Origin of the sequence: Erysipelothrix sp. P66 (genome assembly GCF_038682365.1) — a bacterium.
Classification (GTDB): Bacteria; Bacillota_I; Bacilli_A; order Erysipelotrichales; family Erysipelotrichaceae; genus Erysipelothrix; species Erysipelothrix piscisicarius.
Genome location: NZ_CP152290.1, coordinates 1055574 through 1069139, shown reverse-complemented (window position 1 = coordinate 1069139; position 13566 = coordinate 1055574). Strand labels below are relative to the sequence as shown.

Below are 13566 nucleotides of genomic sequence, written 5' to 3'. Positions count from 1 at the left end.
GCTCTTTTTCGATATGTCAGTCCTCAAAGTGAAGTTGAGGGGCACTTATCCCTACATATATGATACCGGTTACATTTATTTGTGACATTTCTATTGATTATCAATATAAAATTCGATACGATATAGATACAAGGAAACTTGTATGGAGGAAACAGATGAAAAAACTATTTTCTAGTGTTTTAGTTGTCTTGTTAGCTCTTTCTCTAACCGCTTGTTCAGGTGGCGAAAAAGCACAAGATGGTAAAGGCGCAGAAATCGCTTTGATTACTGACGTTGGTACAATTGATGACCGCTCATTTAACCAAGGTTCATATGAAGGCGTTAAACAGTATGGGGACGAAAATAAAGTCACATATACATACTATCGTCCCGTTGCAAAAGATGACGAGGCATACTTTAACGAAATCGAAAAAGCGATTACTGAAGGGGGCGCTAAGGTTGTCGTTATGCCAGGATTTTTATTCGCGAACGCAGCTTTTAGAGCACAAAAGGAATTCCCAGATGTTAACTTTATTTTTGTAGATGGTGCTCCTTCGGAAACACCACAGTCAGAGCCTGTAATTGGTCCTAATATGTATTCTGTTGTTTGGGAAGAACAACAAGCTGGATTCTTAGCAGGATACGCTGCAGTCAAAGATGGCTATACAAAACTAGGTTATATTGGTGGTATGAAAGTTCCAGCTGTTGAAAAATTCGGTTTAGGTTATGTTTACGGAGCGAATCATGCAGCTGAAGAATTAGGTATTACTGTTGATATGATGTACAAGTATTCAGGAACATTTGAAGCATCTCAAGAAGTTCAGATGTTAGCTTCAGGTTGGTATGCAGGGGGAACTGAAGTAATCTTTGTTTCTGCTGGTGGTGCTGGTCCTTCAGTATTTAAAGCTGCAGAGGATAAAGAAGCTAAGGTTATTGGTGTTGACGTTGACCAATCAGGCGAAAGTGAAACAATCATCACTTCTGCTTTAAAAGAACTCCAACTTGCTGTTTATGAAGGATTAAAAGCACACTATGATGGCAAATTCCCAGGTGGTACGCAACATGCTTACAATATCAATGACGACGGTGTCGGATTACCTAAGAATTTCGACCGTTTCAAAACCTTTAAACAAGAAGATTTAGAAAAAGTTATCGCTGATATGAAAGCGGATAAAGATGGTGTTACTTCAACGATTAAAAAACAACATGCTGATGACTTTACAGATGTTATCAGTGATCCAATCTTGAAAAATATCAACATCACATTTATTAAATAGTAATGTAAAACGGCTAATTAGCCGTTTTCTTTTGCATAAGTGGAAAAAGAAGTGTTTGAATCAACGTCCTTCACTTGATAAAGTAAAAGTGCAGGAGGGATGATTATGAAATCTAAATGGTTTATGATGCTTTTAAGTTTTGTGCTGCTTGGTGGATGTTCGACACAATCATCGCAGGAGCAAACAAAATCTGAAGTCGCACTGATTACAGATATCGGAACGATTGATGACCACTCATTTAATCAAGAGTCGTGGGAAGGGATTATCGATTTTTGTAAGGATCACAATGTCTCGTATAAGTATTACCGTCCTGAGAATAAAGATGATATTGCATTCTATAATGAAATTCAAAAAGCGATTGAAGAAGGGGGCGCAAAAGTTGTTGTATTACCAGGATTCTATTTTGAATCGACTGCAGCAAAAATTCAAGATGACTTCCCTAATGTCAAGTTCATATTGATCGATGCACTTCCAAAGGCCAATGAGGCCGGTGAGGTTGTGATTCGCGACAATCTTGTTCCCGTACTTTTTAGAGAAGAACAAGCAGCATATCTTGCAGGCTTTGTCACCGCACTTGAAGGATATACTAACGTAGGGTTTGTTGGCGGCGCAAAAATTCCAGCTGTAGAACGCTATGGAATGGGATTTGTGAAAGGTTTACAAGATGGTGCGAAAAGTAAGGATAAAGTTATTCATTTAAAGTATAAGTATTCAGGAACATTTGAACCATCCACGGAGATACAAATGTTAGGATCGAGTTGGTATAATGAGGGAACAGAAATTATTTTTGCCTCTGCAGGTGGTGCAGGACAATCAATTATTAAGGCAGCAGAAGATGCTGACAAGCGATTTATTGGGGTTGATGTGGACCAGTCATATATGAGCGATAAGGTTGCGTTTTCTGCAACAAAAGGGATTCGAAAAACGGTTAAAAATCTTCTCGAGGCAAACTATAAACAAGAATTTCCGGGTGGAAAACGTTTAATCGTAGATCTCTTGCATGATGGTGTTGGTCTCGCTTATAAAGAAGATCGATTGAAAGAAATCAATAAAAACCAGGTTGATACACTTTTTGAAAATACGATGCAATTGATCGAGTCCAAAGAACTGATTATCCAAGCGGAACATGATGAAAGCGGGGCTATTTTTTCAGATAAAAGTCAATTTTCAAATTTACAAATCGAATACTATCGCTGAGCATGAAGCTCAGCGATTCGTATGTATCCCATTATTGAAAGCGCTTGCTAAACTGTGTTGAAAATGCTAAAATTTAGGTGAACATCAATCATATTCTACCAAGGGGATCATTGAAGTTAGAACCCATCACAAAGGGTTAATTACCACACAAATGATACAATCTATGCGCTTCAATTGAGTAAAATATGATGGTTTAAAGTAAAAAAATAATATGGGGATGATGCTTATGAAAAATCGACAATCAAATATCAAGTCTGCTTGATATTTTTATTATTTAAATTTTACTGTTTTATAGGTCTTTTTTTGTGTATGATATGTTTAAGGAGTGTAAGGGAATATGAAAAATATTGTTGAAATGAATCATATCACCAAGACGTTTCCAGGCATTAGAGCCAATGATGACGTCACAATTTCACTTCGTGAAGGGGAAATTCTAGCGCTACTGGGTGAGAATGGCGCTGGTAAGTCAACGTTGATGTCTGTGTTGTTTGGAATGTATCAACCAGATTCAGGGGAGATTGTCATTCGTGACAAAGTAACCCAAATCAATAACCCTCATGAGGCTACCTACCATAAAATTGGAATGGTACATCAGCATTTTAAATTAGTAGATAACTTTACGGTTACAGAAAATATTATTTTAGGCGTTGAAACCGTTGAGCGCGGCATGGTCCGTCTTGCGGAAGCTCGAAAAGACATCATTGAGTTAAGTAATCGATACAATTTAAATGTTGATCCGGATGCGAAAATATCTGATATATCTGTTGGAATGCAACAACGTGTTGAAATTTTAAAATTACTTTACCGTGAGAGTGATGTCATGATTTTCGATGAACCAACGGCTGTTTTGACACCTCAAGAGATTCAAGAGTTAATGGCAATTATGAAACAACTTCGATCGGAAGGCAAATCAATTATTTTTATTACGCATAAATTAAATGAGATTAAAGAAGTTGCCGATCGTGTGTCAGTTTTACGTAAAGGAAAATTTATTGGGACTGTTAATGTTAAAGATGTGACCGTCGATGAAATGTCCGAAATGATGGTTGGTCGAAAAATAGATTTAAATATTGATATGAAACCACAAGAACGTGGTGAAGTTGTTTTAGAAGTTACAAATATTAATGTAGCTTCATCCCATGGAAATCATGATGCTGTAAAAGCAGCTTCTTTTGCATTGCATGAGGGTGAAATTGTAAGTATTGCAGGGATTGAAGGGAATGGGCAACATGAGTTGGTTTATGCAATTGCAGGGATGCTACCCATAACTCAAGGAGAGATTGTGCTCAAAGGGGAAAGTATTGAAGATAAATCGATACGATACCGAAATACACATGGTATCTCGCATATCCCTGAGGACCGTCACAAAGATGGCTTAGTCCTTGATTATAAATTAGATTATAATCTCGTCTTAAAACAATATTTTACAGATCGATTCCAAAAAAACGGGATGCTCCGATTTGATAAAATTGAAACATACGCTCGTAAAATGATTGAGAAATTTGATATTCGTAGCTCAAAAGGACCAAGTTCTGTTGTGCGCAGTATGTCGGGTGGAAATCAACAGAAAGCAATTCTTGCCCGTGAAATTGATATGGGTTCTGAGGTTCTGATGGCAGTTCAACCAACGCGAGGTTTGGATGTAGGAGCAATTGAATATATTCATAATCAGCTTGTGGCTCAACGTGATGCTGGAAAGTCAGTGCTTTTAGTATCTTATGAGTTATCTGAAATTATGAACATTAGTGACCGGATCCTCGTAATGTATAACGGAGAGTTTGTAGGTGAATTTAAGCCGGAAGATATTACGCAACAAGAACTGGGCTTATATATGGCTGGAGCAAAGCGGGGTACTCTAAATGGAAAAAACTAGTTTAATTGGAAAAAAAATTAAAGATTTTTTCGCAAATGAAGGCAATCATGCAGTAATTGCATCTTTTCTTGCAATCATCATTGGTTTGTTTGTTGGATTTTTAGTGATCCTTTTGACAACGCCACAATATTCACTCAGTGCATTTTGGATTATTCTTAAAGGTGGTTTCCATCATAATTTACGCGGTATGGGTAACGTTCTATTCCGTGCTGCGCCGATTATTCTAACGGGATTATCCGTCGGATTTGCATTTAAAACGGGTCTCTTTAATATCGGAGCCTCCGGACAATTCACGGTTGGTGCCTTTACTGCCGTATATATTGGTGTGAACTGGACATGGATGCCTGCTGGAACTGGTTGGATTGTCGGATTAATTGGTGGAGCACTTGCAGGAGCGCTATGGGGTGCGATTGTTGGTGTTTTAAAGGCTTATCGAAATGTGAATGAAGTTATTGCTTCGATTATGCTGAACTATATAGGAATGTATGCAGTAAATTATCTAATTACTAATACGGCATTTGATTCCGTTCATTCAAGAACCTTACCGCCTGTCAATGCATATTTACCGGTACTTGGTTTGAATAAAATTTTTCCAAGATCATCAGTAAATATTGGTATTGTTATTGCGATTGTTATGGCAATTCTAATCTACATTGTTTTAGAAAAAACGAAATTCGGATTTGAACTCAAGGCAGTAGGGTATAATCGCCATGCAAGTCGTTATGCAGGAATTAATGAAAAAAAATCAATTATTCTCTCGATGACAATTGCTGGAGCGCTTGCTGGCCTTGGAGGTGCAGTAATGTATCTTGCAAATGTTGGAAAATACATGGATGTCCTCAATGTTCTTTTAACAGAAGGTTTTGATGGTATTTCCGTCGCATTACTTGCACAAAGCAATCCGATTGGTATTATTCTTTCGGGTCTATTCATCGCACATATTACGTATGGTGGTAATAATCTTCAATTATTCGGTCTTGAACCTGAAATTATTTCTGTTATCACCGCAACAATTATTTATGTGAGCGCACTAACAATACTTCTTAAGGGATTTATTGCGAAAGTGACTAAAAATTCCGGAGGTGATAACTGATGAACACACTCGCATTTATTGTTCAACAGATGTTGTATGTTGCGATTCCATTATTGGTTGTTTCACTTGGAGGACTTTTCTCTGAACGTGGTGGAATTGTCAATATCGCTTTAGAAGGGATTATGGTTTTTGGTACCTTCTTTGGAGTTATCACTCTCTTTTTCCTTCAAAATCATATGTCAGGTCAATTGCTGTATATTGTTGCAATGTTAGCATCCATCCTTGCAGGACTTGCGATGGGAGCAGTTCATGCCTTCGCGGCAATTAATATGAATGCAGACCAAACCATTAGTGGGACTGCGATTAATATGTTTGCTCCGGCATTCACGGTATATATTGCGCGACTTTTATATTCTGTAAAAGAAATTCCTTTTAGAAATGAGTTCCTCATTCGAAAAGTACCATTCTTATCAGAAATCCCAATCGTTGGAAAACTGTTTTTTACAAACGCGTATATTTCTACCTATATTGGTATTGCAATACTTTTTATCGCAACTTTTGTTATCTATAAAACACGCTTTGGATTACGTTTACGATCTGCTGGAGAAAATCCTCATGCACTTGATGCTGCAGGTGGAAATGTAAAACGAATTCGCTGGGCGGGTGTTCTTATTTCTGGAGCATTGGCTGGTCTTGGTGGACTTATTATCACAGTTCCAATCAGTACTTCATTTACGGGAACAGCCAATGGATATGGGTTCCTTGCATTAGCAATTCTTATTTTCGGACAATGGAGACCGAAGACGATCTTCTTCTCATCGCTATTTTTCGCACTTGCGCTAACGCTTTCAAATGTTTATTCGGGAATACCGTTCTTGAATGGTCTTGGAATTCCTGATCAAGTATTTAAAATGTTGCCATATATTGCGACTTTAGTCGTACTTGTATTCACATCTAAGAAATCTGCCGCACCTAAAGCTGCGGGTCAACCTTATGATGCAGGGAAACGTTAAATTAGAATATTAAAAGAAAAAAGGTATGATTTTCTAGGAGAGAATCATACCTTTTTATGTGGAAATGTATTTTAAAACAGAAAACATTGAATTCCATAGAGTCTATTTATTTTCGCTAATATTGTGAAGAAGTTCTAATTTTAGGTCATAGAGTTTTTGCGACAAATCAACGTAGTAGCGGTGAGGGTAGTGAAGACGTTTAACCTCATCCCAAATTGTTTCCAATTCTTTTTGCGAATATAGAGCGATTTCTTCAAGATTGGGTAGTTCATAAACACATTTACCATTTTGATAAATGGGAACTTGTAATTCTCTGACTTGATAATCGGTAAGTGTTTTTTTCTTCCAAGGCGCTGATGGATCAAAGATTGTAATCGTATCTGTTGGAATAATCTCATCTGCAAGTGCAATGTAATCTGCAAGTGCCTTGTTTGTATGATTATCATAAAAACGATAGAGACGTTTATAACTTGGGTTTGTAATTTTTTCGATGTTTTCGCTGACTTTAATTTTAGGTGTCAGGGTTCCATCTGAATGTTCTTGGGCAACTAACTTGTAGACGCCTCCCAAGACTGGCTCAGATTTAGAAGTTATCAAATTTTCGCCAACACCAAATGAATCAATTTGTGCACCTTGGTAAATGAGGTCATCGATGAGATATTCATCAAGAGAGTTTGAAGCCATAATCTTACAATCTTCAAGTCCTGCCTCATCAAGCATTTTGCGCGCTTCCTTGGATAGGTAGGCGAGGTCACCGGAGTCGAGTCGGATGGCTTTAAGGCGGTATCCATTTGGAATTAGATATTCATGTGCAACACGTATTGCGTTAGGGATACCGGATCCTAATGTATCATAGGTATCAACTAGAAAAATTGCATTATCTGGATTAATTTCCGCAAAAGACATAAACGCTTCAAATTCAGAATCATGAAGTTGAATATACGAGTGTGCCATAGTTCCAGAAACATTGGCTCCGTATTGATAACCAGCAAGCGTGTGCGATGTCCCGATACATCCAGCGATGATTGCAGCACGTGCTCCATCGACCGAAGAATCATAACCATGTGCACGACGTGCGCCAAATTCAAGGACAGCACGTCCTCGGGCTGCATTTACAATGCGACTCGCTTTAGTTGTCACTAAAGTAGAATAGTTGATGGATAACAAGAGCAGTGTTTCGATAAGCTGTGCTTCGATCACGGTACCCCGCACCGTTACAAGGGGTTCATTTTGGAAGACTACAGTTCCATCTTCCACTGCCCAAATATCGAGATTTAATTCTAAGTTTAATAAATAATCAAGAAATTTCGGATCTGTAAAGCCTTGTTCATAAAGATAATCAATATGATCCTGTGTAAATTTAAAATTATTAATTGTTTCGATAAGTTTGCTTAAGCCATTGAAAATGAGATAGCCCCCTTGGTTTGGTATTTTACGGGTAAACATATCAAAATAAACAATTTCTTCATGTCGGTTTTGTTTGAAATATGTATAAGCCATCGTAAATTCATATAAGTCAGTCAAAAAGACTGCATCATTAGGTTTTATCATTCTGTCACCGTTCTTTCTATTTACATCATATTGATGTACAATGCTATTATATTGTATCATTTTTTGGAGGATGTATCATGAATGAAGAATTAATATTAAAAAATGGCATAAAGGTTTATCAAATTAATGAAGAAAAGTTTCATGAAGTGTATCTTTCGTTAAAAATTGTATTTAAGCTTGAATCACGAACAAATACGATTGCTAATTTATTAACACGTATGATGGGAGACCGATTGATAGAAAACCCTACAAAAACATCACTGGCACAGCGACACGATATGTTGTACGGGGCGAAGACCAGTGCTTTAACGTATACCCTTGGCACGTATCAAGTTATTGACCTTGGAATTAAAATGATTCATGAGCGATTCACAAATGAATCGTTGCTTGATCAACAAATTAAGTTGCTTAAGGATATGTATCTGTATCCACTTCTTTCTGAACAAACCCTTGAAGAGGCTAAGAAAAATTTACGTATTAGTCACATGCACATCAAAGAAAATGCATCCCAAAATGCTTTGGTTAAGAGTTTTAAGTATGCGGGCGATGGTCAATTATTTGGATTAAGTGCTTTTGGTGATTTAGAAGATTTGGACACCATTACCTTAGCAGAAATTCAAAATTTCCATACACGTTGCATTCAAGAATTTAATAAACAAATCTATTTAGTTGGAGGTATTGATCGTGAGTGTAATTTCGATGCATTTACAGTAGGTCATTCAATGCCCATAAATGAAGCGTTATTAAAAACCAAAATTACAAACGCGTATCTTGAGGAACGTTATAAAGGAAGTCAAAGTGAGCTGGTATGTGTTTATGAAACAAGCATCACACCTTATGACGATTTATATTATGCATATTTGGTATTTATCGCATATTTAGGTCAACTTCCAACATCACTTTTATTTCAAAATATTCGCGAGAAACATAGCTTATGTTATTCAATCTATGCATCGCGTCAAGTCTATGATGGAATTTTCTATATTGCGACAGGCGTAAGTGATAAAAATGTTGAGAAAGCAATATCATTGATTGACGAGCAATTTGACTTGATTCGTGAGGAGCCTTTAGATCTTAAAGCAGCGATTAATTACTTAGATCTTTCATTGGAAGGCAATACAGAACGAATTAAGAGTATTGCAGATCATACCTTTAGAAACAATATGTTAGAGGTGAATGAATCCATTGAATCAATGCAAGAAAAAATTCGTGCTGTAACAGAAGCGGATGTGAAAGCCGTACTAGAAAAAATTACAAAACCGTTTATCTTTGCGTATCGAGGTGAAACTAATGAAAACAATTAAGAACGATTTTAACGAAAAAGTGTATACATTTACGACACCCAGTGGTTTGAGCGTTACTGTAGTGCATCGACCTGGATTTAAGCGGTCCAGCGCAGTTTACGGAACGCCATTTGGTGCATTAAATCTCAAACAGAGTTTGAACGGAACTGTTGTTGAGCACAAGTCAGGGGTTGCACACTTCTTAGAACATAAACTTTTTGAAGATGAGAGCAAAGACATTTTGAGTCAGTTTGCGGAACTTGGTGCAAGCGGTAATGCTTTTACTTCTTATGAACAAACGATGTATTATTTTGGGCATAACGGTGATTTAGAAGCGCCATTACGCTTGTTGATTCAATTTGTGAGTAAGTTTAGTGTAAGTGAAGCCAGTGTTGAAAAAGAGAAGGGTATTATCATCGAAGAGATTAAAATGTATGAACAGATGCCGGATATGCGTTTATTAAACGAAACGTATGTAAATCTATTTCACCACTATCCCTTTATCTATGACATTGCGGGAACAGAACAAAGTGTGACAGAAACGACACGTGCTGATTTACTTAGAGCATTTGAAATGAATTATTCAGATCATCGTATGGCATTGACGATTGTAACGCCTATGGATCCACAAAAGGTGGCGGACATTGTACTTGAAGAAACTGAATGTCATCTTGCATCCGAGGAAGAAGTGGTTGATTTTTTTGATGAAGAACCGCATTGTGTAGCGATTAAAGAGCGCGAAATTCAAGGAGATGTTGAAGTTCCTAAGATGACTTATTCCTTTAAGTTTCCATATAACCGGAATCATAAGCTTAAAGATGAATTTTTAATTCGTATGTTATTGGAAATGAACTTTTCGGAAATGATTCCTGACTATCAGGTTTGGCTTGATGAAGGTATTGTTTCGAACTCATATGGTTATGATGTTGATATTCGTGAGTCCTTTGGAGTCATCTATTTTGTGAATGAAGGCCATAAACACGAAGCGTTTAAAGCGATTATCAAAGAACGCATGGCTCATATTAAACATGATGAAGCGTTATTTAATCAGTTAAAGAAGCGTTATTATGGTGAAATGATTATGTCATTAAGTAAAACTGATGAGCTCGCCATTACGTTGGGCCGAGCACACTTCGATGGGATTTCGTATTTTGAATATTTAGAAATGATTCGAGACTTATCCTATGATGCACTCGTAGAAATTGTGGGTGTGATTTTAGACAGTGACGATACGTTTTTACGAATGATTCATGCAAATAACTAAGTTAGATTCTCAAGAATCTAACTTTTTTGTTGTATTTACAAAAAAATATTTAGGATGTTTATAATTTGAAGTAAATTTATATTTGTGGGCAATTCCACACAAAAAATAAAAGGAGGATACTATGAATTTTGTCCAATTGGTTGGTCACATAGAAACTATGCCTGTGCCAATAGAAGATCACTCAAATGAGAGTTATGCATTGATGCACGTTAGTGTTACTTCAAATTTTAGAACTCCGACAGGGATTTTTAGAAAGGATACCTTCCCAATTCTACTTTGGCGGGGTGCAAGTGAGACGACGACAAACTCTTGTAAACCGGGGAGTTTAATCTCTGTAAAAGGTCGATTGGAAATTAATGATGATCAATTCATCTTAATTGCAGAACATCTTGAGTTCTTGTACCCGAAAGAGTACCCAAGAGAGTGATTTTTTTGTATAATAGAAAGTAGGTGATAAAATGAAAAATTATTTGGAAATGTGTCAATTTGTATTAGACCACGGTTCACTACGAGAAGATCGTACGGGAACGGGTACCAAGGGTGTTTTTGGCTATCAGATGCGTTTTGATTTAAGCAAGGGATTTCCCTTGCTTACTACTAAAAAAGTTCATTTTCCATCGTTAGCGAAAGAGCTACTGTGGTTTGTGAGTGGCGACACCAATATTAAATGGCTTGTCGAGAATAAAGTCCGAATTTGGAATGAATGGCCTTACGAACTTTATAAAAAATCTGAAGATTACAAGGGTGAATCGATGGATGAATTTATTCAACGCATTCTTGAAGATGATGTATTTGCGCAAAAACATGGGGAATTAGGACCCGTTTACGGCAAGCAATGGCGTGATTTTGGGGGCGTTGACCAATTAAATAATGTCATTGAAACAATAAAAACAAATCCATACTCACGTCGTATTATTATGAGTGCTTGGAACCCTACGGAGGTTGATCAAATGGCATTGCCACCGTGTCACGCATTTATGCAGTTTTATGTAAGCAATGACCAAAAATTATCATTGCAACTTTATCAGCGCAGTGCGGATGTGTTTTTAGGTGTTCCATTTAATATTGCTTCATATGCGTTGTTGTTACATATGATTGCTAAAGTGTGTGATTTGGAGGTAGGAGAGTTCGTTCATACCTTTGGAGATTTACATATCTATAACGATCACTATGATGCAGTTCAATTGCAACTAGCACGTGAACCAAAATCTTTACCACAACTGGTTATCCATGGAAACCAAGAGAAAATTACGGATTTCAAGTTTGAAGATTTTGATGTGGTTGGCTATGATCCACATCCACTAATTAAAGCTAAGGTGAGTGTGTGATGATAAAAATCATTGTTGCAATGAACCAACATCGTACGATTGGCTTGAATGGCTCAATGCCGTGGCATAATAAAGAGGATCTCCAACATTTTCGCAAAACAACTTTAAATCAAAAAGTGATTATGGGGCGAAAAACATTTGAAGGTCTTCCCAAGAAACTCGATAATCGAGAAATATATGTTGTAACACGTAACACTTTGATTGAAAATGCAATTCCAGATCTTAGGGCATTTTTAATTCAACATCAAAATTCCAAAGAAACTATTTTTATCGCAGGTGGCGGCGAAATTTATGCTCAAAGTTTACCTTTTGCTCACGAATTAATCATTTCGTATATACCAAATGATGTGATTGGTGATACATTTTTTCCAGATTTTTCTGATTTAGAATTCAAGATCAAGAATCAGGTTGAATATAGTACTTTTAAACAAGTTACTTACGAGAGGATATAATTATGACTATAGTAGAAATTATTGAAAAAAAACGTGATGGATTTGAGTTAAGCCAAGAAGAAATTAGTTTTTGGATTAACGGAGTTACTAAAGGTACGGTTAAAGATTATCAAACCAGTGCTTTACTCATGGCAATTGTGCTCAAAGGGATGAGTTTGGATGAAACAACTGCGCTAACGGATGCGATGATGCGTAGTGGTGATATCATTGATTTATCATCCATTGTAGGGAAAAAAGTTGATAAACATTCCACGGGTGGAGTTGGCGATAAAACAACAATTATCTTAAGCCCAATTGTAGCGGCAGCCGGTGCCAAAGTTGCGAAAATGAGTGGTAGAGGATTAGGACATACAGGTGGAACACTCGACAAATTAGAATCAATCCCTGGGTTTAATATTGAAGTGTCCAGTCAAGATTTTATTGATCAAGTAAATGCAATCAATCTAGCGGTTATTGGTCAGACTGGAAATTTAGTTTATGCAGATAAGGTCCTCTATGCGCTTCGCGATGTTACTGGAACGGTAAATGCAATTCCTTTAATTGCATCGTCAATTATGTCAAAAAAACTAGCAGGTGGAGCTGACTGTATTTTGCTAGATGTGAAATACGGTGAAGGTGCTTTTATGAAGACTGTAGAAGATGCTCGCGAATTAGCGGACACCATGATTACAATTGGTCGTAATCTTGGCCGAGAAGTCAATGCGATGCTCTCAAATATGAATCAACCATTGGGTCATTCAATTGGAAATGCTCTTGAAGTAAAAGAAGCAATTATGACTTTAAAAAATGAAGGTCCAAAGGACCTTGAAGAATTGTGTCTTGTTGCTTCTGGATACATGCTATTCCAAGCAGACCTTTCGGATTCCCCAGAAGCGGGCTACGAATTGGCTAAAGAAACATTGCAAAGCGGTGCTGCTTATGAAACCTTCTTAAAGTGGATTCAAGCACAAGGTGGCGATGTATCGGTTTTTGATAATTTAGATCATTTCACAAATGCAAAATATGAAGTTGAAGTGTTTGCAGAGCAGGATGGGTATCTCCATGATTTAAAAGCAATGGAACTGGGTATTGTGTCAATGCATTTAGGCGCAGGAAGACAAACGAAGGAAGATGTCATCGATTACAAAGCGGGTATTGTGCTTCGTAAAGAGATTGGAGATATCATTCATAAAGGTGATTTGTTAGCGACTTTATATAGTGATACACCCATTACAGATGATCACAAAAATAATACAGTATCGTGTTTTATCATGGGTCAAGAAGCAGTTGAAAAACCAAATTTAATTGCTGCCGTGCTATAATAGTTTAGATTGGAG

General features: G+C 37.1%; 12 protein-coding genes. 11 read left to right on the top strand and 1 reads right to left on the bottom strand.

Annotated elements, in window-relative coordinates; translation table 11 throughout:
* Positions 1 to 155 precede the first annotated feature (155 nt).
* From AAG186_RS05195 to AAG186_RS05175, 5 genes are all read left to right on the top strand, one after another.
* Positions 156 to 1256 carry a BMP family ABC transporter substrate-binding protein gene (locus tag AAG186_RS05195; RefSeq protein WP_125164391.1) on the top strand — a complete coding sequence of 367 codons (1101 nt, stop codon included), beginning with the start codon at positions 156 to 158 and terminating at the stop codon, positions 1254 to 1256.
* Positions 1257 to 1361: 105 nt separating this feature from the next.
* Complete coding sequence (locus tag AAG186_RS05190; protein WP_342621347.1) at positions 1362 to 2453, top strand: BMP family ABC transporter substrate-binding protein; 1092 nt, start codon at positions 1362 to 1364, stop codon at positions 2451 to 2453.
* A gap of 337 nt (positions 2454 to 2790) precedes the next feature.
* Positions 2791 to 4326 (top strand): ABC transporter ATP-binding protein, encoded by a 1536-nt coding sequence (locus AAG186_RS05185; RefSeq protein WP_200542826.1) that lies wholly within the window; start codon positions 2791 to 2793, stop codon positions 4324 to 4326.
* A complete protein-coding gene (locus tag AAG186_RS05180; protein ID WP_342621346.1) occupies positions 4313 to 5419 on the top strand; it encodes an ABC transporter permease in 1107 nt (368 codons plus the stop codon). The genes AAG186_RS05185 and AAG186_RS05180 overlap by 14 nt, the downstream gene beginning before the upstream one ends.
* Positions 5419 to 6372 (top strand): ABC transporter permease, encoded by a 954-nt coding sequence (locus AAG186_RS05175; protein WP_125164394.1) that lies wholly within the window; start codon positions 5419 to 5421, stop codon positions 6370 to 6372. Before AAG186_RS05180 ends, AAG186_RS05175 begins: the two co-directional genes overlap by 1 nt.
* Positions 6373 to 6474: 102 nt before the next feature.
* Here the strand turns inward: AAG186_RS05175 and AAG186_RS05170 are convergent, their stop codons facing one another.
* Positions 6475 to 7923, bottom strand: coding sequence for a nicotinate phosphoribosyltransferase (locus tag AAG186_RS05170; RefSeq protein ID WP_161636356.1), 1449 nt, complete (start codon positions 7921 to 7923; stop codon positions 6475 to 6477).
* Between the two features lie 77 nt (positions 7924 to 8000).
* On the opposite strand from AAG186_RS05170, the gene AAG186_RS05165 reads away from it, so the two are divergent.
* From AAG186_RS05165 to AAG186_RS05140, 6 genes are all read left to right on the top strand, one after another.
* A complete protein-coding gene (locus AAG186_RS05165; RefSeq protein WP_342621345.1) occupies positions 8001 to 9227 on the top strand; it encodes an insulinase family protein in 1227 nt (408 codons plus the stop codon).
* The gene (locus AAG186_RS05160) at positions 9214 to 10470 is read left to right on the top strand and encodes a pitrilysin family protein (protein ID WP_342621344.1); all 1257 of its coding nucleotides are present in this window, start codon (positions 9214 to 9216) and stop codon (positions 10468 to 10470) included. Before AAG186_RS05165 ends, AAG186_RS05160 begins: the two co-directional genes overlap by 14 nt.
* 121 nt (positions 10471 to 10591) lie before the next feature.
* Positions 10592 to 10897 (top strand): single-stranded DNA-binding protein, encoded by a 306-nt coding sequence (locus AAG186_RS05155; RefSeq protein WP_125164397.1) that lies wholly within the window; start codon positions 10592 to 10594, stop codon positions 10895 to 10897.
* A 31-nt stretch (positions 10898 to 10928) separates the two neighbouring features.
* Complete coding sequence (gene thyA, locus AAG186_RS05150) at positions 10929 to 11798, top strand: thymidylate synthase (protein WP_342621343.1); 870 nt, start codon at positions 10929 to 10931, stop codon at positions 11796 to 11798.
* On the top strand, positions 11798 to 12250 hold the full coding sequence (locus AAG186_RS05145; protein ID WP_125164399.1) for a dihydrofolate reductase: 453 nt from the start codon (positions 11798 to 11800) through the stop codon (positions 12248 to 12250). The genes thyA and AAG186_RS05145 overlap by 1 nt, the downstream gene beginning before the upstream one ends.
* 2 nt (positions 12251 to 12252) lie before the next feature.
* Positions 12253 to 13551 (top strand): pyrimidine-nucleoside phosphorylase, encoded by a 1299-nt coding sequence (locus AAG186_RS05140; protein ID WP_161636360.1) that lies wholly within the window; start codon positions 12253 to 12255, stop codon positions 13549 to 13551.
* The last annotated feature ends 15 nt before the right edge of the window (positions 13552 to 13566 follow it).

Excerpts from the sequence above, each read along its gene's own strand:
- AAG186_RS05160 (WP_342621344.1), top strand. The coding sequence starts at position 9,214 with ATGAAAACAATTAAGAACGATTTTAACGAAAAAGTGTATACATTTACG.
- AAG186_RS05190 (WP_342621347.1), top strand. The coding sequence starts at position 1,362 with ATGAAATCTAAATGGTTTATGATGCTTTTAAGTTTTGTGCTGCTTGGT.
- AAG186_RS05145 (WP_125164399.1), top strand. The coding sequence starts at position 11,798 with ATGATAAAAATCATTGTTGCAATGAACCAACATCGTACGATTGGCTTG.
- AAG186_RS05180 (WP_342621346.1), top strand. The coding sequence starts at position 4,313 with ATGGAAAAAACTAGTTTAATTGGAAAAAAAATTAAAGATTTTTTCGCA.
- AAG186_RS05155 (WP_125164397.1), top strand. The coding sequence starts at position 10,592 with ATGAATTTTGTCCAATTGGTTGGTCACATAGAAACTATGCCTGTGCCA.
- AAG186_RS05175 (WP_125164394.1), top strand. The coding sequence starts at position 5,419 with ATGAACACACTCGCATTTATTGTTCAACAGATGTTGTATGTTGCGATT.
- AAG186_RS05185 (WP_200542826.1), top strand. The coding sequence starts at position 2,791 with ATGAAAAATATTGTTGAAATGAATCATATCACCAAGACGTTTCCAGGC.
- AAG186_RS05140 (WP_161636360.1), top strand. The coding sequence starts at position 12,253 with ATGACTATAGTAGAAATTATTGAAAAAAAACGTGATGGATTTGAGTTA.
- AAG186_RS05170 (WP_161636356.1), bottom strand. The coding sequence starts at position 7,923 with ATGATAAAACCTAATGATGCAGTCTTTTTGACTGACTTATATGAATTT.
- AAG186_RS05165 (WP_342621345.1), top strand. The coding sequence starts at position 8,001 with ATGAATGAAGAATTAATATTAAAAAATGGCATAAAGGTTTATCAAATT.
- AAG186_RS05195 (WP_125164391.1), top strand. The coding sequence starts at position 156 with ATGAAAAAACTATTTTCTAGTGTTTTAGTTGTCTTGTTAGCTCTTTCT.
- thyA (WP_342621343.1), top strand. The coding sequence starts at position 10,929 with ATGAAAAATTATTTGGAAATGTGTCAATTTGTATTAGACCACGGTTCA.